General features: G+C 32.7%; 21 protein-coding genes and 2 tRNA genes. 16 read left to right on the top strand and 7 right to left on the bottom strand.

The annotated features are described in order from the left end of the window. Positions 1–29: 29 nt before the first annotated feature. Both BUB42_RS10955 and BUB42_RS10950 read right to left on the bottom strand, forming a co-directional pair. Positions 30–2,447: a DUF5916 domain-containing protein gene (locus BUB42_RS10955; RefSeq protein ID WP_073020225.1), complete on the bottom strand. Its 2,418-nt coding sequence runs from the start codon at positions 2,445–2,447 to the stop codon at positions 30–32. A 126-nt stretch (positions 2,448–2,573) separates the two neighbouring features. Further along, positions 2,574–4,967 carry a DUF5916 domain-containing protein gene (locus tag BUB42_RS10950; protein ID WP_073020223.1) on the bottom strand — a complete coding sequence of 798 codons (2,394 nt, stop codon included), beginning with the start codon at positions 4,965–4,967 and terminating at the stop codon, positions 2,574–2,576. A gap of 190 nt (positions 4,968–5,157) precedes the next feature. Here BUB42_RS10950 and BUB42_RS10945 point away from each other — a divergent pair, with 190 nt between their 5' ends. Next, a complete protein-coding gene (locus BUB42_RS10945; protein ID WP_073020221.1) occupies positions 5,158–5,880 on the top strand; it encodes a murein L,D-transpeptidase catalytic domain family protein in 723 nt (240 codons plus the stop codon). Between the two features lie 279 nt (positions 5,881–6,159). Here the strand turns inward: BUB42_RS10945 and BUB42_RS10940 are convergent, their stop codons facing one another. After that, the gene (locus BUB42_RS10940; RefSeq protein WP_073020219.1) at positions 6,160–6,624 is read right to left on the bottom strand and encodes a GNAT family N-acetyltransferase; all 465 of its coding nucleotides are present in this window, start codon (positions 6,622–6,624) and stop codon (positions 6,160–6,162) included. Between the two features lie 171 nt (positions 6,625–6,795). Here BUB42_RS10940 and BUB42_RS10935 point away from each other — a divergent pair. Beyond that, positions 6,796–6,868 (top strand) — tRNA-Gly (locus BUB42_RS10935). 45 nt (positions 6,869–6,913) lie between these two features. Next, a tRNA-Gly gene (locus tag BUB42_RS10930) sits at positions 6,914–6,986 on the top strand. 248 nt (positions 6,987–7,234) lie between these two features. Here the strand turns inward: BUB42_RS10930 and pepE are convergent. Beyond that, entirely contained in the window at positions 7,235–7,942 is a 708-nt protein-coding gene (pepE, locus tag BUB42_RS10925; RefSeq protein ID WP_073020217.1) for a dipeptidase PepE, read from the bottom strand. A gap of 143 nt (positions 7,943–8,085) precedes the next feature. Here pepE and BUB42_RS10920 point away from each other — a divergent pair, with 143 nt between their 5' ends. The 8 genes from BUB42_RS10920 to BUB42_RS10885 all read left to right on the top strand — a co-directional run bounded on the left by BUB42_RS10920 (position 8,086) and on the right by BUB42_RS10885 (position 14,964). Further along, positions 8,086–8,841, top strand: coding sequence for a peptidase associated/transthyretin-like domain-containing protein (locus tag BUB42_RS10920; RefSeq protein WP_073020215.1), 756 nt, complete (start codon positions 8,086–8,088; stop codon positions 8,839–8,841). Between the two features lie 70 nt (positions 8,842–8,911). Then, a complete protein-coding gene (locus BUB42_RS10915; RefSeq protein ID WP_244533921.1) occupies positions 8,912–9,559 on the top strand; it encodes a hypothetical protein in 648 nt (215 codons plus the stop codon). Further along, the gene (locus tag BUB42_RS10910) at positions 9,546–10,310 is read left to right on the top strand and encodes a hypothetical protein (RefSeq protein WP_073020213.1); all 765 of its coding nucleotides are present in this window, start codon (positions 9,546–9,548) and stop codon (positions 10,308–10,310) included. The genes BUB42_RS10915 and BUB42_RS10910 overlap by 14 nt, the downstream gene beginning before the upstream one ends. Positions 10,311–10,318: 8 nt before the next feature. Then, a complete protein-coding gene (locus BUB42_RS10905) occupies positions 10,319–11,071 on the top strand; it encodes a BamP family beta-barrel-assembly machinery protein (protein ID WP_073020211.1) in 753 nt (250 codons plus the stop codon). Beyond that, a complete protein-coding gene (locus BUB42_RS10900; RefSeq protein ID WP_073020209.1) occupies positions 11,068–11,571 on the top strand; it encodes a DUF6702 family protein in 504 nt (167 codons plus the stop codon). Before BUB42_RS10905 ends, BUB42_RS10900 begins: the two co-directional genes overlap by 4 nt. 61 nt (positions 11,572–11,632) lie before the next feature. Beyond that, on the top strand, positions 11,633–13,876 hold the full coding sequence (locus BUB42_RS10895; protein WP_073020207.1) for a M1 family metallopeptidase: 2,244 nt from the start codon (positions 11,633–11,635) through the stop codon (positions 13,874–13,876). A 108-nt stretch (positions 13,877–13,984) separates the two neighbouring features. After that, the gene (locus BUB42_RS10890) at positions 13,985–14,386 is read left to right on the top strand and encodes a twin-arginine translocase TatA/TatE family subunit (RefSeq protein WP_073020363.1); all 402 of its coding nucleotides are present in this window, start codon (positions 13,985–13,987) and stop codon (positions 14,384–14,386) included. Further along, the gene (locus BUB42_RS10885; RefSeq protein ID WP_073020206.1) at positions 14,386–14,964 is read left to right on the top strand and encodes a phosphatase PAP2 family protein; all 579 of its coding nucleotides are present in this window, start codon (positions 14,386–14,388) and stop codon (positions 14,962–14,964) included. The genes BUB42_RS10890 and BUB42_RS10885 overlap by 1 nt, the downstream gene beginning before the upstream one ends. On the opposite strand, the gene BUB42_RS10880 is transcribed toward BUB42_RS10885, so the two are convergent. Genes BUB42_RS10880 through BUB42_RS10870 form a run of 3 tightly spaced genes read right to left on the bottom strand, consistent with a single transcriptional unit; the run spans position 14,959 to position 16,146 of the window. Further along, entirely contained in the window at positions 14,959–15,600 is a 642-nt protein-coding gene (locus BUB42_RS10880) for an O-methyltransferase (protein ID WP_073020205.1), read from the bottom strand. The genes BUB42_RS10885 and BUB42_RS10880 overlap by 6 nt on opposite strands. Then, positions 15,600–15,890, bottom strand: a complete 291-nt coding sequence (locus BUB42_RS10875; RefSeq protein ID WP_073020203.1) for a type II toxin-antitoxin system RelE/ParE family toxin — start codon at positions 15,888–15,890, stop codon at positions 15,600–15,602. The genes BUB42_RS10880 and BUB42_RS10875 overlap by 1 nt, the downstream gene beginning before the upstream one ends. Further along, positions 15,880–16,146: a hypothetical protein gene (locus tag BUB42_RS10870; protein ID WP_073020201.1), complete on the bottom strand. Its 267-nt coding sequence runs from the start codon at positions 16,144–16,146 to the stop codon at positions 15,880–15,882. Before BUB42_RS10870 ends, BUB42_RS10875 begins: the two co-directional genes overlap by 11 nt. Before the next feature lie 91 nt (positions 16,147–16,237). Between BUB42_RS10870 and rlmN the strand changes: the two genes are divergently transcribed. The 5 genes from rlmN (at position 16,238) to BUB42_RS10845 (ending at position 21,045) form a co-directional block, all read left to right on the top strand. Further along, positions 16,238–17,281, top strand: coding sequence for a dual-specificity RNA methyltransferase RlmN (gene rlmN / locus BUB42_RS10865; RefSeq protein WP_073020199.1), 1,044 nt, complete (start codon positions 16,238–16,240; stop codon positions 17,279–17,281). A 77-nt stretch (positions 17,282–17,358) separates the two neighbouring features. Next, complete coding sequence (locus tag BUB42_RS10860) at positions 17,359–18,336, top strand: polyprenyl synthetase family protein (protein ID WP_073020197.1); 978 nt, start codon at positions 17,359–17,361, stop codon at positions 18,334–18,336. 358 nt (positions 18,337–18,694) lie between these two features. Continuing rightward, positions 18,695–19,255 carry an RNA polymerase sigma factor gene (locus tag BUB42_RS10855; protein WP_073020195.1) on the top strand — a complete coding sequence of 187 codons (561 nt, stop codon included), beginning with the start codon at positions 18,695–18,697 and terminating at the stop codon, positions 19,253–19,255. Then, positions 19,242–19,958, top strand: coding sequence for a hypothetical protein (locus BUB42_RS10850; protein ID WP_073020193.1), 717 nt, complete (start codon positions 19,242–19,244; stop codon positions 19,956–19,958). The genes BUB42_RS10855 and BUB42_RS10850 overlap by 14 nt, the downstream gene beginning before the upstream one ends. A 31-nt stretch (positions 19,959–19,989) precedes the next feature. Beyond that, complete coding sequence (locus BUB42_RS10845) at positions 19,990–21,045, top strand: hypothetical protein (RefSeq protein WP_073020191.1); 1,056 nt, start codon at positions 19,990–19,992, stop codon at positions 21,043–21,045. Positions 21,046–21,076: the final 31 nt, after the last annotated feature.

Genomic DNA, 21,076 nt, shown 5'->3' with positions numbered 1-21,076 from the left:
GACACCTCGGTTTATTAGAATTATTGCATTTACATTATATTCTTGATTTGATTATAATCGATAAAATAACGCACACTTATTGAGAAAGTATGGATAAGCGCCTCATTATTTAAAATATTAGTTACGTTGCTGACAAAATCTTTATTGATAATTCTCTCAAAGTCATTGGCATTATTTCTATACAAAACGGAGACTTGGCTGCCAGGTGCAAACCACCAAGTGTATGATAAGTCAGCATTCCAGGAATAGAAGCTAGAATTTTTATTGCTGGTGTATCCCGCAAAATCAGCAAGTCTTCCATTTTGTTCTAATGAAAGTATATTTTTATTTTCAGCATACGACCAGTACTGTCGCAAAGCAATGTTAAAAGTCATTTGGCTATTTAACGCATACTTACCAGACAAGGTATTGGAATACGTCAAAACATTTCTATTGGCAAAAAGTATTGTATTAGGTACTGAAGCATTCAAATTATCGGCTAAACTATCTATAAATCCTTTGTTGTTGTTTTGCCTATTAAAATTAAAATTATAATTCAATGCTAATTTATCGCTAAATCGGTATCTAGGACCTATCGAAATATTATAAGTGTTACGACCTATTTCATCAAATGCGGTATACGACGGATTAAAATCAACCGCAAAACGATAATTATAATTTGTTGAGATAAAAGCAGATCCTCTTATTCTAGTGGGCCTTATTACGTATCGATCAGTTGCTCTTGGTTCATAATAATCATACGTTTCTATTGGTGCAGCATCAACGGTAAAGCCATAATAATGATTTTTTTTATCGTTTGAATTGATTTGTAAATTTACATTGGCCGACTGTATTTTACCAGTCTCTTTTTGAAACTGGGAATAAGTGTTTAAACGTGCACCAAAAGAGTTAAAATACTTAGTTGGATTTAAGATTCTGTAACTCGTATTGCCATAAATGCTGTAATAATTAGTTTCAAAATTTATTCCTAGATCATTATTGTCATAATCCTTCGTAGTAATATCAGCTCCAACGCCATATCTAAATTTTCCACTTGTTTCAGAGAAATTCAATTGTGAATTGATCCCTTTTTTGTCTTCGGTACTGTTAATATGGCTGTATTTAAAATCCCCAGAAATATTATAAGTGTTTTTTTGTGTATTTAAATCCCAAACTAAAGCCGACACATTTGCATCTTTAAAATCTCCATTTCGGGTCACATTAGTATTTACAAAAGCTATTGAGGAATTTTTGCGAAAGCGCTGGTCTAAAACGAAAACATTATAATTTGCTAGTGGCTCTACGGTCTCTTTTCTAATTTCTTGCGTGTTTTTATTTTGAATTGTAGCAACTGTTTTTTCAGTTACTGCATTTAATATTCCAACTCCTAATCCATTTTTAGTTCGTCCTGATATTTTTAAAGCATTAATTAGATTTACACTAGCAGGATTATCTATGATTTGCTCATTAATTGAAGTAGTGGGATAATTGATTGGGTTGCCACCAATGCGGCGCGAGTAGACTAAATTTCCTTTGCTAAATAAATCTGTTCCCTCGGTAAAAAAAGGTCTATTTTCATTAAATTGCTGTTCAAATGGTGTTAAATTCAAAATTTGATCGTCGTATTTTGTTTGTCCAAAATCAGGAATCAAAATCATATCGAGCGTAAACGCATCATTAATACCGTATTTCAAATCTAAGCCGCCTTTTAAAGTTCCAATTGTTTTTTGGCGGGCGTTGGCATCTAAGTAAAAGGAGGAATAGGGCAATAAAAAGAGTCGAGTAGGAGGTTTTATATTTTCAATTCCTTCCAATGTTCCCGTTTGTTGGGTGAATGTGCCTAGTTTTGTATCGATAAAATTCCAGGTGTATTTAAAGCGATCGCGCCTCACTTCTCTAAAAAAATTAAGACCCCAAGTTTGCTTCATTTCTGTTGAAAAACGAAGTGCCGCATAAGGAATGCGCATTTCTATTGCCCAGCCTTTGTCAGTAATAATCGCTTTGCTATCCCATACTGCATCCCAAGAATAATCTTCGCCATTTGTATCTGTTGTGATACAATCTGCTTGACCATCTGCGGCATTTACAAAAAACTGAAAATCTTGTTGACCGTCATTAAAACCGTTAATAAAAACTCCAAAAAGGTCAGCCGTACCAAAATTATCTCGCTGCGTAACTTCCTTTAATATTTTATCAGGACTCTCGTCATACAAAATTGCGCCTATGTAAATGGCATCGTTGTCGTATAAAACTTTTATTTCTGTTTTCTTATTTTCAGGAATTGGAGTTCCATTATCAGGCTCAAACATAATAAAATCGCTTGCAATTGCAGCTGATTTCCAAATACCTTCATTCAATTTTCCGTCAATTTCTATTTTTTCGGTAATAAATTTAGTGTGGAGTGTTTTTTTTTGGCTGTAGCCAAAGAAAGAAAAGAATAGTAGAGAAAGTAATAGAAGCTTATTCATGAAAGATTTATTGATGCAAAATTAAATAAACCACAAGAGCATCAGAAAATTTAATTCGCTGTTCGCTGTGTAGTTTGCTTAATAGACTCCATATCTGCCTGAATGTTACAATTTGATTTGACTAAATTAAAATTTGTTTTTTATTGCATTATAATCAATAAAATAGCGAACGCTTATCGAAAGTACATTTGTAAGGTCACTATTGAATATGTTTTTGAGATTTCTTGATAAATCCTTCTCAACCATACTCGCTCTTTGTAATCCGTAACTGCGGTATAAAACAGAGACTTCGCTTCCAGGAGCAAACCACCAAGAATAAGATAAATCAAAATTCCAAGAGTTGAAATTTCGGTCTTTATTTAATGCATAAACTGCGTTTTCTGTCAAAAAGCCATTATTTTGTAACGTAAAAAACTCATGATTTTTAGAATAAGACCAATAGTAGCGGGCCTTTAAATTAATGGTCATTCTGTTATTTACTGCATATTTCCCGGTAAGGTCGTTTTGCAATATTTCTCGATTGCGTTCTGCAAAAACAATCCCAGAATCATCAAAGTCAACCCAGCCGCGATCATTTCTCATGTTAGTATATTCCACCGCGTAAGCTAATGAAAACTTGTCATTAAATCGGTATTTTGGACTCGCATAAAAACCGTGAGTTAATCGCTTTTCTTCATCAAACTTTGTAAAGTTGACGGTCATATCTAACGTTAACTCATTATTTCTATTTAACTCAAAACCAAAATAGGACGCGACTCTTTTAGGTATATAAACATATCTTCCATATTCCCGAGGTTCATAAAAATCAAATGTTTCTAGCGGATTTACAATGATGCCTAACTCATAATAATCGTTTTTTAGCGATCTTGCTTTTACCACTGTTTTGTACCAACTTTCTTGAACTTTTCCTGTGGTATTTTGAAGCTCTAAGTTGACTTCTTGCTCTATTTTTAGTGTATTAAAAATTTTAGTAGGATTTAATATTCTGTAACTCACATTTGCTTCGACATTGTGATAATTAGTATAAAAAACAATTCCTAAGTCATTGATATCATAATTTTCTGATATGTATTTTCCAGCAAATAAGTATCGGTAGCGACCACTTGTTTTTTCGAAGTTTACAGCAGTTTTTATACCGTTATAATCTTTAATGGTATTGACTTGAGTAAATTTAAAATCGCCATATAAATTGTATGTGTTCTCTTTTGTATTTAAATCATACACTATCGCTGATGCGTTTGCATCTCTAAAATTTCCATTGCGGGTTGTATTTGCATTTACAAAAGAGACCGATGAGTTTTGATTGAATCGCTGGTCTAGAACAATCATATTATAATTAGTAAGCGGTTCAATTACTTCTTTACGAACTTCTTGGGTGTCATTGTTAAAAATGGTTGCTTGGGTTTTTTCGGTAACAGCATTTAAAAAACCCACTCCCAAACCTTTCTCGGTTCTACCCGAAATTTTTACAGCATTTAGTAAATTTACCGTGCTAGGATAATTGGTTATTTCTTCAACGTCAGTGGTATTAGGGACTGTAGTGGGTTCGCCACCTATTCGGCGGGAATAAAGCAAATTGCCTTTATTGAATAAATCGGTACCTTCTGTAAAAAAAGGTCTGTTTTCTTCAAACCGCTGTTCAAAAGGCAACAAATTCAAAATAGCATTATCAAACTTTGTCTGACCAAAATCAGGAACCAAAATAGCATCTAATGTAAAGGAATCATTAATACCATATTTAATATCTAAACCAGCTTTTAAAGTTGTATCAGAACCAATATCGCTTTGTTGGTAATATGCTGAGGTGTACGGTATAAAAAAAAGTCGAGTAGGCGGTTGGATATTTTCAATACCTTCAAGAACACCAGCTTGCGGTATCACTGCCCCAATTTGAGTGTCAACGCGATTCCAAGTGTACTTTTGTACGTCGCGCTTAATTTCGCGTAGAAAGTTTAAGCCCCAAACTTGTGTATCAGCTTTACTAAACCGTAACGCGGCATAAGGAATTTTCATTTCAACTGCCCAACCAAATTCAGTAAGAACTACTTCACTATCCCAAATTGCATCCCAAGTAAAATCTTCAAAATCCTCGGTAGCTAAGCAATCCATTTGTACGCCTGCAGCGCTTACAAAAAACCGAAAATCCTGTTGACCATCATTAAAGCCATTAATGTAAATCGCAAAATGATCAGAAACGCCAAATATATCTCGATTAGTTAGTTCTTTCTGAATTTTATCTGGTTCATTGTCGTACAGTAAGGCCGAAACGTAAATGGCGTCGTTGTCATAAACTATTTTTACCTCTGTTTTTTTTTCAGCACTAATTGGTTTTCCATTGTCTGGTTCAAACATTATAAAATTAGTCGCAACTGACGCTGAATTCCAAATTTCTTCGTTGATTTTGCCATCGATAACTATATTTTCAGTAATTGGTTTAGCTTGTAAAACTTTTTTTTGACTATAAGTGGTAAAAGTATATAATAATGAAAAAATTAAACTTTTTAAAAGTAATTGTGACATAAATGGGGGCTAGGTTTACAACAAAAGTAATAAAATTAACATAGGAATTGCGATTTCACCGATTTTGTTGATTAATAGTTAGTGCATTTTTTCGTCATTACCAAAATAAATTTTTGTTAAATTCACTGATATTTCTGTTTTTTTACACTAGGTTTGTGTGCCCTATTAATCTATAACTTAAACAAAATCAATGATTTATACAATAATTCCTACTATGATATTTTTATTTGTTTCTTCATTCTCAACAACAAATACAGAGAAAGATCCAAATGTTTTAAGTACAGCTGTGTATGTAAAAAAAGCTGAACCCACTCTAGAATCTCGAATTGAAGTTGCTTATAAAAATTTGCATTCAGATAAATTCGAATTACCAAAATTAGAAAGTTTTGCCGAGGCTTTAAAAGGTTATTATTCTTTCAAGCAAAAGGGAGTAATAAAAAAAGAGATTCTGACTTTGATCGATTTCAGTTTGTCAGCAAACAGTAAAAGACTATGGGTAATTGACTTAACTACCGGTGATGTATTGTTTCATTCGCTTGTGGCTCATGGGCGAAATACTGGTCAAGAGTTTGCTTCCAATTTTTCTAACGCTTCGGAATCCTACAAAAGCAGTTTAGGTTTTTATTCCACGGGCGAAATTTATAATGGAAAACACGGAATGTCCCTTCGATTAGACGGTTTAGAAAAAGGTGTAAATGATAATGCTAGATCTCGCGGAGTGGTGATGCACGCTGCTGATTATGTTTCTAATTCGTTTATCAAAAACAACCATAGATTAGGAAGAAGTCAAGGATGTCCTGCCGTTCCTGTTGAGCTTTCAAAAGAAATTATCACTGCTATAAAAGATAAATCATGTTTCTTTATTTATCATCCGTCAAGAGTTTCAAATTTTGGAGATAAATCAATTTCTTAAATTTTAAGGTAAAATTGGAGTAATGCCGGATATTAAACATTTGCACTAATTTTCATTGCGAAAAAAAGTCATTCAAAAACCCGTATAATAGTCTCAACTCTTGGAATAGTTCGTCTATACTGATCGAAGAGTTGATAAAAAACCAATACGAAGCTTACTGAAAAATTGTTTAATAAAATAATCACAAGCACCGGATTTAAATTAAAGTCTAATTCTTTAGGTTAAAAGTGAAATTAAATCAATTGTTGCAATGTAAATCGTAACAAGATGGTATTTATTTTATCGCTCTATTTTAATATTAGTAGAACTTAAGTTTTTAAACATCACAACATGTTCTCCTACATCGATGATTTCAAAGGGAACTCCTATTATCCCATATCCCATTTTTTGATAAAAACCAATTGCTTCTTGTCGAGCGTTGAACCAAATTAAGTTTGATTTTTTTTGAATGCAATAATTCTCCGCATTTATGATCAAAATTTCGCCAAACCCTTTTTTTTGATGTTTTTCTAGAACTGCCATTCCCCGAATTTGTATTTGTTTTTCACTTTCAAACCACTCATTTTTTGCCTCGAACAGCGAAATTACAGCTTGAATTTTACCGCTATCAAACAATCCAAAATGTGTTGTAGACTTTAAATTATCACCATCAAAATGACAACTTTCTATGGGTTTTTCATTTCGAAGTACTGGATGACGCACCGGAAAAGTGTCTAAAGCGATAATTTTTTTAATTATTTGCATATTTTTTTAAACTTTTTCAAAGGAATTATAAATGTATAATATTATAGTATTAAATTCTTTATGATTTAAATTTTCGTATTTACTTCCATTTAGCAATTGCAGTTGGAGAGTTTTTAAGAAAAAAACTTGCATTCAAGCAAACTTATTAATTATATTTGCACCGTTGTTAATGCGAAAGTAGCTCAGTTGGTAGAGCTCCAGCCTTCCAAGCTGGTTGTCGCGAGTTCGAGCCTCGTCTTTCGCTCTAATTTTCAAAACTTGTTTTGAAAAATTAATTTAATATTGTCATGCGAAAGTAGCTCAGTTGGTAGAGCTCCAGCCTTCCAAGCTGGTTGTCGCGAGTTCGAGCCTCGTCTTTCGCTCTAAAACCTCAAACTTTGTTTGAGGTTTTTTGTTTTATGTGTATCTCTACTTTTACGCTTTTTGTTGTGCCATTATATTTTTGGCTAGAACAACACAACATTCTACCGCAATACTAAAATGCCAGACTTCCTATCAAATAAGGAAGCTCACAATTAGTAAAAAATACTTTCATTTTAAAGCTTTTTCCCGGTAACTATGTCTTTCGCTGTGCAAATTGCAAACCCATAAATCGTAACATTTTTAGAGACTAATTTATAAAACTTAAATCCATTCCAGATTCTAATTCTTCAGGATTTTGATTTTGTCTAAACAGTCGGGCAGTGAGATCTCCTTTTAAAATGATTTTGTCGCCTTTTACGTCAAGCCAGCTACCTTCTCTCAAACCTAACACCGGTGCCGAATTGTAAGCATGAAATTCCTTGATACGCGTTTCTCTTGTTTCGCCCATGTGTTTTGATGATAGATCAGGATCTAAATAATGAGGATTCAAATTGAATGGGACAACGCCCAAAGTTTGAAAACTGGATGGATACACAATTGGCATGTCATTAGTAGTTTGCATTGTTAATCCGCAAATATTACTTCCTGCGCTGGTTCCTAGATAAGGAGTTCCTTTTTTAATAGCCTGTGAAAGAATATCCATTAAATTATATTTGTACAATTGTGAAACTAATACAAATGTGTTTCCTCCTCCAGTAAAAATTCCTGTTGCATTTTTTATAGCTTCCGTAGCGTCGTCAAATTCATCAATGCCGGTAACTTTTTTATTAATTTTGGCGAAAGCCATTCCAACCAGCTCCGTATATTCTTTATGCGAAATTCCACCTGGTCTTGCAAAAGGAATAAATAGAATAGTTTTACAATTTTGAAAATGCAGTTGCAATGCGGGCAATAGATAATCAAGATAACCTTCACTTGAAAGTGTCGATGTACTTGCTATAATTATATTTTTCATCGTAGAATTTAATTTAGGCTAAAGGTATTGATTCAGTTATTTTATTTCAAACATTTAATTAACATTTTTTTACCAAGGCGTTAGTAAATAATTTGGAGGTGATTTGGGTATTTTTACGAGTTAATAAATACGTTTATTAAAATATGATCAAAATTGTATATTTTTTTTTGGCATTTAATGCAATGCAAATTGTTGCACAAGATCGGCCTCGTATACAAATAAATGGTAAAGTAAGTGCTGATTTCATGGCTTTAGAAAACATTTATGTCATTAATAAAATAACTAATCAACTAACAAAAACAAATCAACAAGGTTTCTTTAAAATTGAAGCTATGGCTGATGATACCTTACTATTTTCGGGTTCGCAATTTTTAGAATTTGCAATCTGCATCACTCAAAATAATATAAAAGAAGAAATTTTTACGGTAAACTTGAATCAAGAAATCAACCAATTAGATGAGGTTATAGTGCAAAGCAATATTAACGCAGTATCATTAGGAATTATCCCTAAAGGACAAAAAAGTTACACGGCAGCCGAACGAAAATTATACACCGCGACAGATCTTAATGCTTCTGCAAATGTGGGATCGATGATGGGTGGTTCTATTTCAGCAGATCCATTGCTAAACTGGATTTCAGGTCGGACTAAAATGTTGAAAAAGGATTTGGAAGTAGAAAAAAAGGAATTTTATTTAAAAAGAATCCAGTACTTGTTTCCAGATGATTATTTCATCAATACCCTAAAAATACCGGCTATTTATATAAAAGGATTTGAGTATTACATTATAGAAAATCAAGATTTTGTAAAAATTTTAGAATCAAATAACGCTGCATTGTCTGCCTTTTTTATAGGTGACTTAGCGATAAAATATAAAGAAATAATTGCAAGCAATCATTAATAACACCATCAAACTCTTATTTTTGTTTTCAGTTCAAATAATTTTTGGACAGGCCGTAATAAAGGCGAAAATGCGAGTTCAACTTAGTTCCGACAGCACAGCGGTGCATGCTATCGATGTAACAAACGTAACTTCTCAAAAAACAATTGTCTCAAATCTTGGTGAGTTTTTTACTATCGATGTCAAAATAGGTGATGTAATTCTTTTATCAAGTAAAGACCTCGAGACACTAAGAATAAAAATTGACCAACGGGATATCGAAAAGGAAGTTTTAACAGTGAATATGGGTGTTAAAAGTATTGTTCTAAAAGAAGTTATAATTAATGAGTCGGGAGTATCATCAGAAAGTTTAGGCATTATTCCATACGGTCAAAAAAAATATACTCCAGCTGAAAGAAGGCTTTATACGGCGACTACAGGCGGGGGAATAGACGGACTATTGAATACTATTTCTGGTCGGAAAGCAATGATAAAAAAGGAAATAATTGTGGAGAAAAAAGAGCAGTTATTAGCTAAAATTGATATTCTTTTTGAGGACAATTATTATATTGAAACTTTAAAAATTCCTGAACTCTATATTAAAGGATTTCAATACTACTGCATCGATGATATCTCAATGGCCAATGCTTTGCGGGCAAAAAATAAAACAATGGTGCTTTTTCTCATTGTGAAATTAGCTGAAAATTATAACGAAATACTTGCTCTTGAAAGTAAATAAAAATTTATTCCTAGTTTTATTTGTGCTATCAAAAGTTACTTATAGCCAAGTTAGTATTGAAAAGTTGATTCATGGAGAAATTAGAGTCGATTCTCTTTACGTAAACGGAATAAATGTAGTAAATTTAGGGAATAAAGAAACAACAGTAAGTGCTAACAATGGTAAGTTTTTTATTTTAGCTAAAGTCAATGATGTTCTAGTTCTTTCAGCATTACATCTTGAAGCAAAAAGAATTATCATTGCTTCTAGTGATTTTGAAAATGGTTTTCTTCCAATTAAAATGTTCAATAAAGTAACGAGACTTGACGAGGTAATTGTTAAAAACAATCAATTTAATGTTGTTTCTCTAGGAATTGTGACTAAAGCGCCAACGAAATATACAACAGCAGAAAGAAGATTGCAAACAGCGGGGGATTTTAAACCTATTATGCTGTTAAATTTAATAGGTGGAACGATGCCTCTTGATACGCTGATAAATAAGATTAATGGCAGGACAAAAAGGTTGAAAAAACTAGTTGTTTTAGAGAAAAAGGAAAGTAATATTAAGGTTATTTCTGAATTGTTTAGGGATGAATATTTTACAGACGAATTAAATATTCTAACTGAAAATATAAATGGTTTTAAATTTTATATTGTTGAAAATGAAAATTTCGTAAAAATTTTAGACAGCAGAAATGAACCACAAATTTCCTTGTATATGACAGCTTTATCGCTAGAATTTAAAACTTTATTGAATAGTAAGAATAAATAGATTTACTTATGAAAACTACAATTACGCTATGCTGCTTGATCTTTATTTGCCTATTTTCCTATGGTCAAAATGATAATCGCAAATCGTTACACGGTCAATTTACTAATGAAGCAGTTTTAGTTGACAACGGCTATGTGTTTAATTTAAATTCAAAGACGAGAACTTTTATTAGTAATCAAGGTTTCTTTGATGTTTTGGCGAAAGCCAATGACACATTATTAGTACTAAGCCCGGCTTTTAAGTCAAAGAAAATGATAATTCAGCAGAAAGACTTTATTAAACCGCTGTATATTGTGATCTTAGAATCTCAAACTACAGCGCTGAAAGAGGTGGTTATAAAAGGTCAAACAGATATAAAGCCAGCAATAGCAAATTCACAAGCAATAGTCGATATGAAATTTGCTGCTGATGCCCAGTCAGCAGTTAAAAATAGTGCGATGCCTTCTGATAGATCGATTGAAAACGGAATGGATTTCGTGCGTATTTATAAAATGGCGGCCAAATTATTTAAGAAAGACAATGCAAAAACTGATTTAAATTCGAATATAGATTTCTCTAATTCAGTTTCGAACGCACTAGATCGCAACTTTTTTACCAAGACGCTAAAGATAAAAAGCGATGAAGTTGATCTTTTTCTTGATTTTTGCGAAGTAGATCCAAAATCGAAAACGCTGCTAAAGCAAGAAGACGAGTTTATGCTAATTGATTTTTTAGTTACTAAAAGCGAGGAGTTTAAAAGAATCACTAATTTTGAAAAATGAAAAAAATAATAGTAGTAACACTTTTTATACTCTTGACGATTGGAGTAAGTTCATTTGGTGTTCATAAATTCTACGTTTCCTTATACCAAGTAGATTTTGCCCCCGAAAAAAAAATGCTCCAAATTACGTCTCGAATATTCATAGACGATTTAAATAACGCGATTGAAAAAAAGTTCAATAAGAAAATTCAATTAGGTTCAGAAAATGAAACTGACTCTGATTTACTCCTATTTAAAAAATACTTCAACGAAAAATTTACAATTAAGGTAAATGGTCAGGTCAAAGATGTACAATTCTTATCAAAAGAAATGGAAGGTGATGTGCTAATTTGCTATTTTAAAATTAAAGATATTCACAAAATTAAATCACTTGAAGTATACAATGCCGTAATTATAGAGGGAAATAGTGAACAGCAAAATATTATGCACTTTTCTATTTTAGGCGTAAAGAATACATTGCTTTTTACAGAATCTTCGCAAAAAGGCGTAATTAAGAAGTGATTTATTAGAATTATTTACTAAAAAATATTATTTTCACATCCTCAAAACCAGAATCGTAACTATGAAAAAATTAGCATTATTTTTACTTCTTCCTGCTCTATTATTTGCGCAAGAAAAAACACCTCCGACTACTCCAAAACAATCAGGCCGATACGACAACAATAAGTTTAGTCAAATGTACGATTTGATGGCAACGCCAAATATGTTTCGCACAGCTTCGGGCGCGCCAGGTCCTGCATATTATCAACAACAAGCTGATTATAAAATTGATATTGAACTTGACGATAAAAAATCTAGTATCAAAGGTTCAGAAGTTATAACTTATCACAATAATTCTCCTGATACATTAGAGTATTTATGGGTACAGTTAGACCAAAATCAAGCAGCAAAAAATTCACAAACTCCACTAGCAGAAAGTCAGCGGATGGAACAAGTATTGCCAGCAGCAACTTTTAGTAATAAATTCTTAAAACAAGATTTAGAAAGAGGCTTTAATATCGAGTCAGTTAAAGATGTTAAAGGAAATACATTGTCATACACAATCAATCAAACGATGATGCGTATCAACCTAGTTTCACCTATGAAACCAGGAGATAAATTTTCTTTTGGAATCAAATGGAACTACAACATCAATAATTATAGAGTGGAAGGTGGACGATCTGGATATGAATTATTCGAAAAAGATGGAAATAAATTATATGTAATTGCACAGTTCTATCCTAGAATGGCAGTTTACAATGATGTTGAAGGTTGGCAAAATATGCAATTCTGGGGAACAGGAGAATTTACATTGCCTTTTGGAAATTTTGATGTGAACATAACTGTTCCGGCAGATCACGTAATGGAGGCAACAGGCGAACTAACAAATAGAAGTGAAGTTTTTACAGCTGAACAAGTAAAAAGATATGAATTAGCGTTAAAAACGTATGACAAGCCAGTGGTTATTGTTACACAAGCAGAAGCAGAAGCAGCTGAAAAAGGATTCTCTGAAAAAAAGAAAACATGGAAATTTAGTGCTAAGAACGTACGAGATTTTGGAATTTCAACATCAAGAAAATTCATACTTGATATGATGGCGGTAAAATTAAACGATAAATCAGTGATGGCGGTGTCAATATATCCTAAGGAAGCAAATCCTTTTTGGGGAGAAACAGCAACGCGAACTGTAGCTCATACTTTAAAAAGTTATTCTGCACATACATTTGATTATCCTTATCCAAAAGCAGTATCTGTATCTGCCGAAGACCAAGGAATGGAATACCCTATGATTTGCTGGAATTACGGTCGCCCAGATGAAAATGGAGTATTAAGCGAGCGCATTAAAAACGGAATGATAGGCGTAACGATACATGAAGTTGGTCATAATTTCTTTCCAATGATTGTAAACTCTGATGAGCGTCAATGGTCTTGGATGGATGAAGGTTTAAATACGTTTATGCAATATATGGCTGAGCAAGAAATGGGAACAAATTTCCCTTCTAGTCGCGGTCCCGCGAGCAAGATTGTTCCTTACATGAGTGGCGATCAAAAGTTTTTGGAACCTATAATGTCTAACTCCGAGAGTATCCATCAGTTTGGATCAAACGCTTATGGAAAACCAGCTACAGGATTAAACATATTGCGAGAAACCATTATGGGTAGAGAATTGTTTGATCACGCTTTCAAAGTATATGCAAACCGATGGAAGTTTAAGCACCCTACGCCTGAAGACTTTTTTAGAACCATGGAAGACGCTTCGGCGGTAGATTTAGATTGGTTTTTTAGAGGTTGGTTTTACTCAACAGATTTTGTAGATATCGGTATAAAAGAGGTAAAACAATATTATGTTTCTCAAACGGCGACAAAAGAATTAAAAGACGCTGTTGTTAAAAGAGGACGATTTGGTGAAGAAAAAGGGCCTTTCGTATATCTAGTTCCAAGCACAAGCGAGGAATTATCTGCTAAGGATAAAAAAGCTTTAGCACTTATTGATGTCAATTTATTATCTGATTATGTTAATACTAAATTTACTGCCGACGAGAAATCAAACTTAAAATCGCCTAAATACTTTTACGAAATAGAATTTAATAAGCCAGGCGGAATGATAATGCCGGTAATTGTTGAATTAACGTACGAGGATGATACTAAAGAATTGTTTAAATATCCAGCACAAATCTGGAGAAAGAACAATGAAACGGCAAAGAAAATTTACGCTACCGAAAAAGTAATCAAAAAAATTCAGCTAGATCCAAAACTTGAGACAGCTGATATAGATATTACTAATAACACTTGGCCAAAAGAAGAATCGAAATCTAGATTTGATTAATGAAAACTACGCTAAAAAAGACTCTGTAACAAGAGTCTTTTTTTTATGAAATATTTAAAAGTCCAAGTTTCTAAATTTGGTATCTTTGTAGCAATAAAAATAAAAAATATGTTTGGTATAGGTGGAGGGGAATTAATTTTCATCATGTTTATAGTTTTGATGCTTTTTGGATCTGATAAAGTTCCAGAAATTGCGCGTACTATGGGTAAAGCAATGGCGCAATTAAAAAACGCAACAAATGATATTAAAAGTGAAATTCAAAAAGGAGCAGAATCAAATGGATTTGACACTAAAACAATAGGAGATTTAAGAGTTAATCTCACATCAGAAATTGATAAAGTCAAAAATAATTTGTTGGGCGATACTTCTCAGTACACTGATATTAGAGAAAATATTACTTCTGAAATTAACAAAGCAAAAGAAAATATGATTGGCGATATAAATGCTCCTTTGGAATCGACCAAAGAGATAATTGAAGATATTTCCGGACCAATAAAACGTCAATTGTAATGTTGGAAAAATTACTATCTCTTGACGTAGAATTATTTATTTTTTTAAATTCTTTAGGTTCCGCGACGTATGACGCAATGTGGTTATTTATCACAAAACAAAGCAATTGGATTCCATTATTCTTACTGTTGCTATATGTGATTTTTAAAAAATTAGGAGCAAAGCAAACCCTTTATTTGCTTCTAGTAGTCGCAGTTCTTGTTACTTTTACTGATCAAATGACTAATGTTTTCAAGAATGGCTTTCAACGTTTGCGTCCCTGCAATAATCCTGAAATTAATTCTTTTATCCGAGTAGTACAAGTCAGGAATTCCTTTAGTTTCTTCTCTGGTCATGCATCAAATTCGATGGCTGTTGCCACCTTGATTTATTTCACGCTAAGATCGCATTTCAAATATTTTGGTTTATTGTTTTTGTGGCCATTGATATTTGCCTATAGCCGAATTTATTTAGGATTACATTATCCTATCGATATTGTGACAGGTTATTTATTTGGATTTGTTTTCGGATTTTTAATATTTAAAGTCTATAAAATAGCTCAGCAACGCTATTTTCCGCTTCCGTCGAAATATTTATAGCACTCTACTTACTGTCAAACCATCACGAATAGGTAGCAATACCGTCTCAACTCTAGGATCATTTGCTAAAAGTGCATTGTATTCTAATAAAATTCTTGTGCTTGTATCTTTTGGGTTTAAAGTTTCCAGCACTTTCCCACTCCATAAAACATTATCTGATAAAATTATTCCGCCTCTGTTCATTTTTGGTAAAATTAATTCAAAATAGTTGAGGTAATTTTCTTTATCTGCATCAATGAAAACTAAATCAAATTTTAAGTTTAATGTAGGAATAATGTCCACCGCTTCTCCTAAATATTGATGTATTTGTTTGCCCCAAGGCGATTTATCAAAATGCTTCCGCTGAAAATCTACTAATTCTTCTTTGATGTCAATAGTGTGTAATGTGCCGTTTTCTTGCATTCCTTCGCATAAACATAAAGCCGAGTATCCAGTGAACGTCCCAATTTCTAAAATAGTTACTGGACGGATCAACTTAGATAGCATGCTTAAAACTCTACCTTGAAAATGACCGCTCAACATTCTGGGTATTAAAATTTTTTGATAGGTTTCTTTGTTTAAAGCTTCTAGCAATACAGGTTCTTTTTCAGAATGTTGCTCAATGTAGTCTTCTAATTCTTGGGAAATAAAATGCATTATTTTAATTTAAAAGTATTCAAATCTTGGTAATTATTCCAAAATCGCAACAAATATATAGTTTCATTTTCAATGGAATAATACATGGTGATTTGTTTTATGATTACCAGTTTGTAAACATTTTTATAATCTGATTCTTTGAAAATTATGTTATTTTTCAATAATAAATTCAGTGAATGGTCAACCTCATTTATAAAATTTAACACTTCTGTTTCTGACCACCGACTTTCTAAGTATTCGATATTATTCCAATAATCATCTTTTGAAACTAAAGTCCATTCAATCTTCATTTTTAAAATATTTTGAATATCTTTTTTTTGTTTCTTCCATGACAGAATCATGCGGTAAAGTTTTCTTTTCTCTAACCTGACGGAGTGCCTCGTTTAATAATTCCTTCTTCTTCAAAGCCAACGAACTGGTAGAAAAGTCATTATAAGATTCTTCATTCAAATAATTATCAAAAACCGAAGAAACGATTCGTAATAAACGTTCGTCTGCATTTTCGATTTGTAATTGAATTTTTTGTTTTAATTCGGGAAGTCCCATGTTAGATTGTTTTAAAAGTCAAAGTTACAAAATTTAACATCGTAGGTTAGAAAAATTAAGTATTATTCAAAATTGTAACTAACTTTGCGCCATGCAAATTGAGAAAAAAGACATACGCGCCTTATCTAAAGAACAACTACGGGAATTTTTTACAGCAAATGGCGATAAAGCCTTCCGCGGAAATCAAGTGTACGAGTGGCTATGGAGCAAAGTAGCGCATAGTTTTGAGGATATGACTAATGTTTCGAAAGAAACACGAACCATGCTTCAAGCTAATTTTGTTATCAATCACATAAAAGTGGACACGATGCAACGTAGTGAAGATGGAACCGTTAAAAATGCTGTTCGCTTACATGATGGTTTAGTGGTAGAAAGTGTTTTAATTCCCACAAATACCAGAACAACAGCTTGTGTTTCTAGTCAAGTAGGTTGTAGTTTAGATTGCAACTTTTGCGCAACAGCGCGGTTAAAAAGAATGCGAAATTTAGAACCTGCTGAAATTTATGATCAAGTTGTTGCTATAGATAAAGAGAGTAGGTTGTATTACAATCACCCGCTATCGAACATTGTTTTCATGGGAATGGGCGAACCACTTATGAATTACAACAATGTTTTGAAAGCAATCGAAATGATAATTTCACCAGAAGGTTTAGGGATGTCTCCAAAGCGAATTATGGTATCGACATCAGGAGTGCCTAAAATGATTAAGAAACTGGCTGATGATGATGTGAAATTTAAATTAGCCGTTTCTTTACACTCGGCTATTGATGAAATCCGATCTCGGATTATGCCGTTTAGTACTAATTTTCCGTTGGCTGATTTACGTGAATCATTGGAATATTGGTATAAAAAAACCAAAAGTAAAATTTCTTATGAATACGTGGTTTGGAAAGACATCAATGATAATAAGGAATCTATAGATGCGCTTGTGAAGTTTTGTAAATATGTTCCATGCAAAGTCAATTTGATTGAGTATAATCCTATTGATGATGGCGAATTTCAGCAAGCGTCAGATGAATCAATTAATGAATATATAAAAGCGCTGGAAGCTAGCGGAATAGTTGTGAAAGTGAGGAGAAGTCGCGGAAAAGATATTGATGCAGCTTGCGGTCAACTTGCCAATAAAGAAGCGTAGGATTTAACTTTTTATAAACGTTCAAAACGAAGGAAGCATTAGTATGATTGCAAGCTAAAGCTTATCTTTGAATTCTAATGAATATCACTTCGCAAATAAAACAGCCGATCTTGAAAGAAATGGAACTTTTTGAAAAAAAGTTCTACGAATCAATGACTTCACAAGTGGCTTTGCTAAACAGAATTACCTATTACATTGTAAATAGAAAAGGAAAGCAAATGCGTCCTATGTTTGTTTTTCTAACTGCTAAAATGGTTTCTGCTGGGTTAGTTAATGAGAGAACCTATAGAGGCGCTTGTGTTATTGAACTTATACATACTGCAACATTAGTTCATGATGATGTGGTTGATGACAGCAACAGGCGTAGAGGGTTTTTCTCGATTAATGCTCTTTGGAAAAACAAAATTGCGGTTCTTGTTGGTGATTATTTATTGTCTAAAGGATTGCTACTTTCTATTGATAATGGCGACTTCGATTTACTTCGAATAATATCTGTCGCTGTACGCGAAATGAGTGAGGGCGAATTGCTGCAAATAGAGAAAGCAAGAAAACTTGATATTACTGAGGAGGTTTATTACGAAATTATCCGAAAAAAAACAGCAACTCTTATTGCTGCTTGTTGTGCTCTTGGTGCAAGATCAGTTATTGAGGATGAGGTTCAGGTTGAGAACATGCGAAAATTTGGTGAACTCATCGGCACGGCATTCCAAATAAAAGATGATTTATTTGATTATACAGATGAAGCCATTGGAAAACCAACAGGTATTGACATTAAAGAGCAAAAAATGACATTGCCCCTTATTTATGTTTTGAATACTTGTAATTCAAAAGAAAAAAGCTGGCTGATCAATTCGATCAAAAATCACAACAAAGACAAAAAACGCGTTAAAGAAGTTATTGCTTTTGTAAAAGACAATAATGGTTTGCTTTACGCAGAAGAAAAAATGGTTCAATTTCAGCAAGAAGCCCTTTTACTGCTGGATAATTATCCCGATTCGGAGTTTAAGGAAGCTTTAATTTTGATGGTAAATTACGTTATTGAAAGAAAGAAGTAGTGTTCAGTGCTCAATGTTTACTGGTCAATGTTGAACGTTCAATTACGGTTTTTGCAACTTCCACATATAAATTGTCAATACTAAGTTAGTTTAAGTAAAGTTTTTGATTCAGCTTATATTTCATAATTTTATTTAAATAATTTGATTGCTAAAATACTGTAAATCATATAATTAAATGTTTAATATTATTATTTTTTACATTATCTGATTATTCATGCAACCATTTTGCAACTATTCTCGTCTATGTTAATAGAAGTCTGTTATTTTTACTGAATACTAACTACTAAACACTAATTACCAAAACTGATCACTAAAAACTGATCACTAAAAACTGACTACTGACCACTAACCACCAACAATGAAAGTAATACAATTACATCATCAGGAAAAGGAATTAATCCAGTTAGCTATCGAAAGCAATCGACAAGCCCAGCAACAGATTTATTCTCAATTTTCTGCTAAAATGTTAGGTGTTTGCAGGCAGTATATAAGGGACATTCATCAAGCTGAAGATATATTGCTTACTGCTTTTATGAAGGTTTTCACAAATCTCAAAAATTTTCAACACAACGGAAGTTTTGAAGGTTGGATCAGAAGAATAATGGTAAACGAATGTATCTCATTTATTCGAGTGCAGAAAAAAATAAAATACATTGAAGACGAAACTTATTTTGAAGAAAGCTTTAACAATATCGAAAGTCAGCTTTCAATGGACGATATTCAGTTTTTGATTGATAGTTTGCCCGATGGATACAAAATGGTTTTTAATCTTTACGCTATTGAAGGTTTTAAACATCAAGAAATCGCAAGTTTGTTAGGGATAAGTGAAGGCACTTCAAAATCACAATTATCACACGCTAGGAAAATGCTGCAAGTCCAAGTTAACAAGTTAAAGAATTACGAGTATGGAACCGAATAAATTAGATAAACATATAAAAGAGCAGTTAAATTCCAGGGAGATTCAACCGTCAGAAATGGCTTGGAGCAAATTAGATGCTATGCTAACAGCCGCTGAATCGAGCAATAGCGAACAGGCGAGGCAAAAGCCAAAACGAAAGTTTCCGTGGATGTACATTGCTGCAAGCGTCGTAGGGTTTTTGTTGATCGGTACGGTTTATTTTAGTAAAAAATTAAATGGCATAGATAATCTAAATAATGAGGTGGTTTTAGAGAATGGTATCAGAACAGAATCTAAAAAAGAAAATCCAGAGGTTAGAAAAGCGGACGATCAGCTAAACGAAGTAATTGGAAAAACGGATGTGAAAGGAAATATTTTAGTAAATAAAACTATAACAAGTAGAGAGAAGTCAATCGTTAATAAAAGCATTTCAAATCAAAATCCAATAGTAGAAGTTTCAATCAACAATCAAAAATTAGAAAAAAAATCGATCAAACCACAATCTGTTGCTGTTTCAGTTGACGAACTATTAGCGGCGGTAGAAAGTCCTTCGAAAAAAGAAATGCAATCGCAACAAAATTTAATTGTGCGCGTGAATGCTATTAATTTACTATCAGAAATTGATGGAGAATTAGAGCTTTCTTTTCGAGAAAAAGTAATTAACAAAGTGAGCAAGAATTTTCAAACCGTAAAAGTCGCTTTATCCAATAGGAATTTAGAATAATCAATCATTAATCATCTTTAAACAAATCATCATGAGAAATTTTACAATTTACTTAGTAACGCTGTTATGCCTATTTTTTAGCAAATTAACAGCACAAGAATCATTCGAGTCTAAAGCAAAAAAAATCGCTGAAAACATAGAATGGATTACCAGAGAACAAAAAGCACTTTTAAAAGTAGAGGTTGAAGAGGTCAATAGCCAATTAGAAAAAGGAGAAATTACAATTGAACAAGCTAATTTGAAAAAACAACAGCTTGCCCAAGCACGAGCTATTATAATAGAAAACAAAGTGGCAGTTTCCCAACTGGAATTAAAAAATTTAGTCCAAGAAAAGGTAGATGGGAAGATTAAAACCGAAGACACTATCAGCAAACACGTAGGACCGTCGATCAAAATTTCTTTTGGCGATAGAAAAGCTAAAAGTGATACGTTAGAAAAGGCGAAAATAGAAAAAAGAACAACTAGTCAATTCGTTTTTGCAGCAGGATTAAATAATTTAGTTACGAATGGAACATTAGAGAACTCAGATTATCGATTTATTGGTTCTCATTTTTATGAAGTGGGTGTGACTTACAATACTAGAATTTTAAAAAGTGATAATTTATTGCATGCAAAATACGGATTTTCAATAATGTATAATAATCTACGTCCCACAGACAATCGTACATTTGTTGCTAATGGCGAACAGACAAATTTGGAAGTTAATCCAATAAATATGAAAGATTCGCGATTTAAGAATGTTTATTTAGTTTTGCCAGTCCATTTAGAGTTTGATTTTTCAGGAAATAGAATGAAAGATGATAAACCTTTTTTTAAAACGCATCAAAGTGTCCGATTGGGTATTGGCGGATATGCAGGGATAAATTTAAAATCCAAGCAAATCCTTAAATTTGATGATGATGATTTGAAAGCGAGAGAAAAAACTAAAGGAGATTTTAACACCAGTAATTTTATATACGGTCTAAGCACTTACGTAGGGTATAAATCAACCAGCCTCTATTTAAAATATGATTTGAATCCTTTGTTTCAAAACAATGTTGTTGATCAAAACAATGTTTCTTTAGGAATTCGATTTGATTTGAATTAAAATTTTTTGAGTTAGTTATTTTTAAGAACCC

It is taken from the genome of Flavobacterium micromati (assembly GCF_900129585.1).
Classification (GTDB): domain Bacteria; phylum Bacteroidota; class Bacteroidia; order Flavobacteriales; family Flavobacteriaceae; genus Flavobacterium; species Flavobacterium micromati.
This window is presented reverse-complemented; position numbering and strand designations above follow the sequence as displayed.

Excerpts from the sequence above, each read along its gene's own strand:
- BUB42_RS10955 (WP_073020225.1), bottom strand. The coding sequence starts at position 2,447 with ATGAATAAGCTTCTATTACTTTCTCTACTATTCTTTTCTTTCTTTGGC.
- BUB42_RS10950 (WP_073020223.1), bottom strand. The coding sequence starts at position 4,967 with ATGTCACAATTACTTTTAAAAAGTTTAATTTTTTCATTATTATATACT.
- BUB42_RS10945 (WP_073020221.1), top strand. The coding sequence starts at position 5,158 with ATGATTTATACAATAATTCCTACTATGATATTTTTATTTGTTTCTTCA.
- BUB42_RS10940 (WP_073020219.1), bottom strand. The coding sequence starts at position 6,624 with ATGCAAATAATTAAAAAAATTATCGCTTTAGACACTTTTCCGGTGCGT.
- pepE (WP_073020217.1), bottom strand. The coding sequence starts at position 7,942 with ATGAAAAATATAATTATAGCAAGTACATCGACACTTTCAAGTGAAGGT.
- BUB42_RS10920 (WP_073020215.1), top strand. The coding sequence starts at position 8,086 with ATGATCAAAATTGTATATTTTTTTTTGGCATTTAATGCAATGCAAATT.
- BUB42_RS10915 (WP_244533921.1), top strand. The coding sequence starts at position 8,912 with ATGCGAGTTCAACTTAGTTCCGACAGCACAGCGGTGCATGCTATCGAT.
- BUB42_RS10905 (WP_073020211.1), top strand. The coding sequence starts at position 10,319 with ATGAAAACTACAATTACGCTATGCTGCTTGATCTTTATTTGCCTATTT.
- BUB42_RS10900 (WP_073020209.1), top strand. The coding sequence starts at position 11,068 with ATGAAAAAAATAATAGTAGTAACACTTTTTATACTCTTGACGATTGGA.
- BUB42_RS10895 (WP_073020207.1), top strand. The coding sequence starts at position 11,633 with ATGAAAAAATTAGCATTATTTTTACTTCTTCCTGCTCTATTATTTGCG.
- BUB42_RS10890 (WP_073020363.1), top strand. The coding sequence starts at position 13,985 with ATGTTTGGTATAGGTGGAGGGGAATTAATTTTCATCATGTTTATAGTT.
- BUB42_RS10885 (WP_073020206.1), top strand. The coding sequence starts at position 14,386 with ATGTTGGAAAAATTACTATCTCTTGACGTAGAATTATTTATTTTTTTA.
- BUB42_RS10880 (WP_073020205.1), bottom strand. The coding sequence starts at position 15,600 with ATGCATTTTATTTCCCAAGAATTAGAAGACTACATTGAGCAACATTCT.
- BUB42_RS10875 (WP_073020203.1), bottom strand. The coding sequence starts at position 15,890 with ATGAAGATTGAATGGACTTTAGTTTCAAAAGATGATTATTGGAATAAT.
- BUB42_RS10870 (WP_073020201.1), bottom strand. The coding sequence starts at position 16,146 with ATGGGACTTCCCGAATTAAAACAAAAAATTCAATTACAAATCGAAAAT.
- rlmN (WP_073020199.1), top strand. The coding sequence starts at position 16,238 with ATGCAAATTGAGAAAAAAGACATACGCGCCTTATCTAAAGAACAACTA.
- BUB42_RS10860 (WP_073020197.1), top strand. The coding sequence starts at position 17,359 with ATGAATATCACTTCGCAAATAAAACAGCCGATCTTGAAAGAAATGGAA.
- BUB42_RS10855 (WP_073020195.1), top strand. The coding sequence starts at position 18,695 with ATGAAAGTAATACAATTACATCATCAGGAAAAGGAATTAATCCAGTTA.
- BUB42_RS10850 (WP_073020193.1), top strand. The coding sequence starts at position 19,242 with ATGGAACCGAATAAATTAGATAAACATATAAAAGAGCAGTTAAATTCC.
- BUB42_RS10845 (WP_073020191.1), top strand. The coding sequence starts at position 19,990 with ATGAGAAATTTTACAATTTACTTAGTAACGCTGTTATGCCTATTTTTT.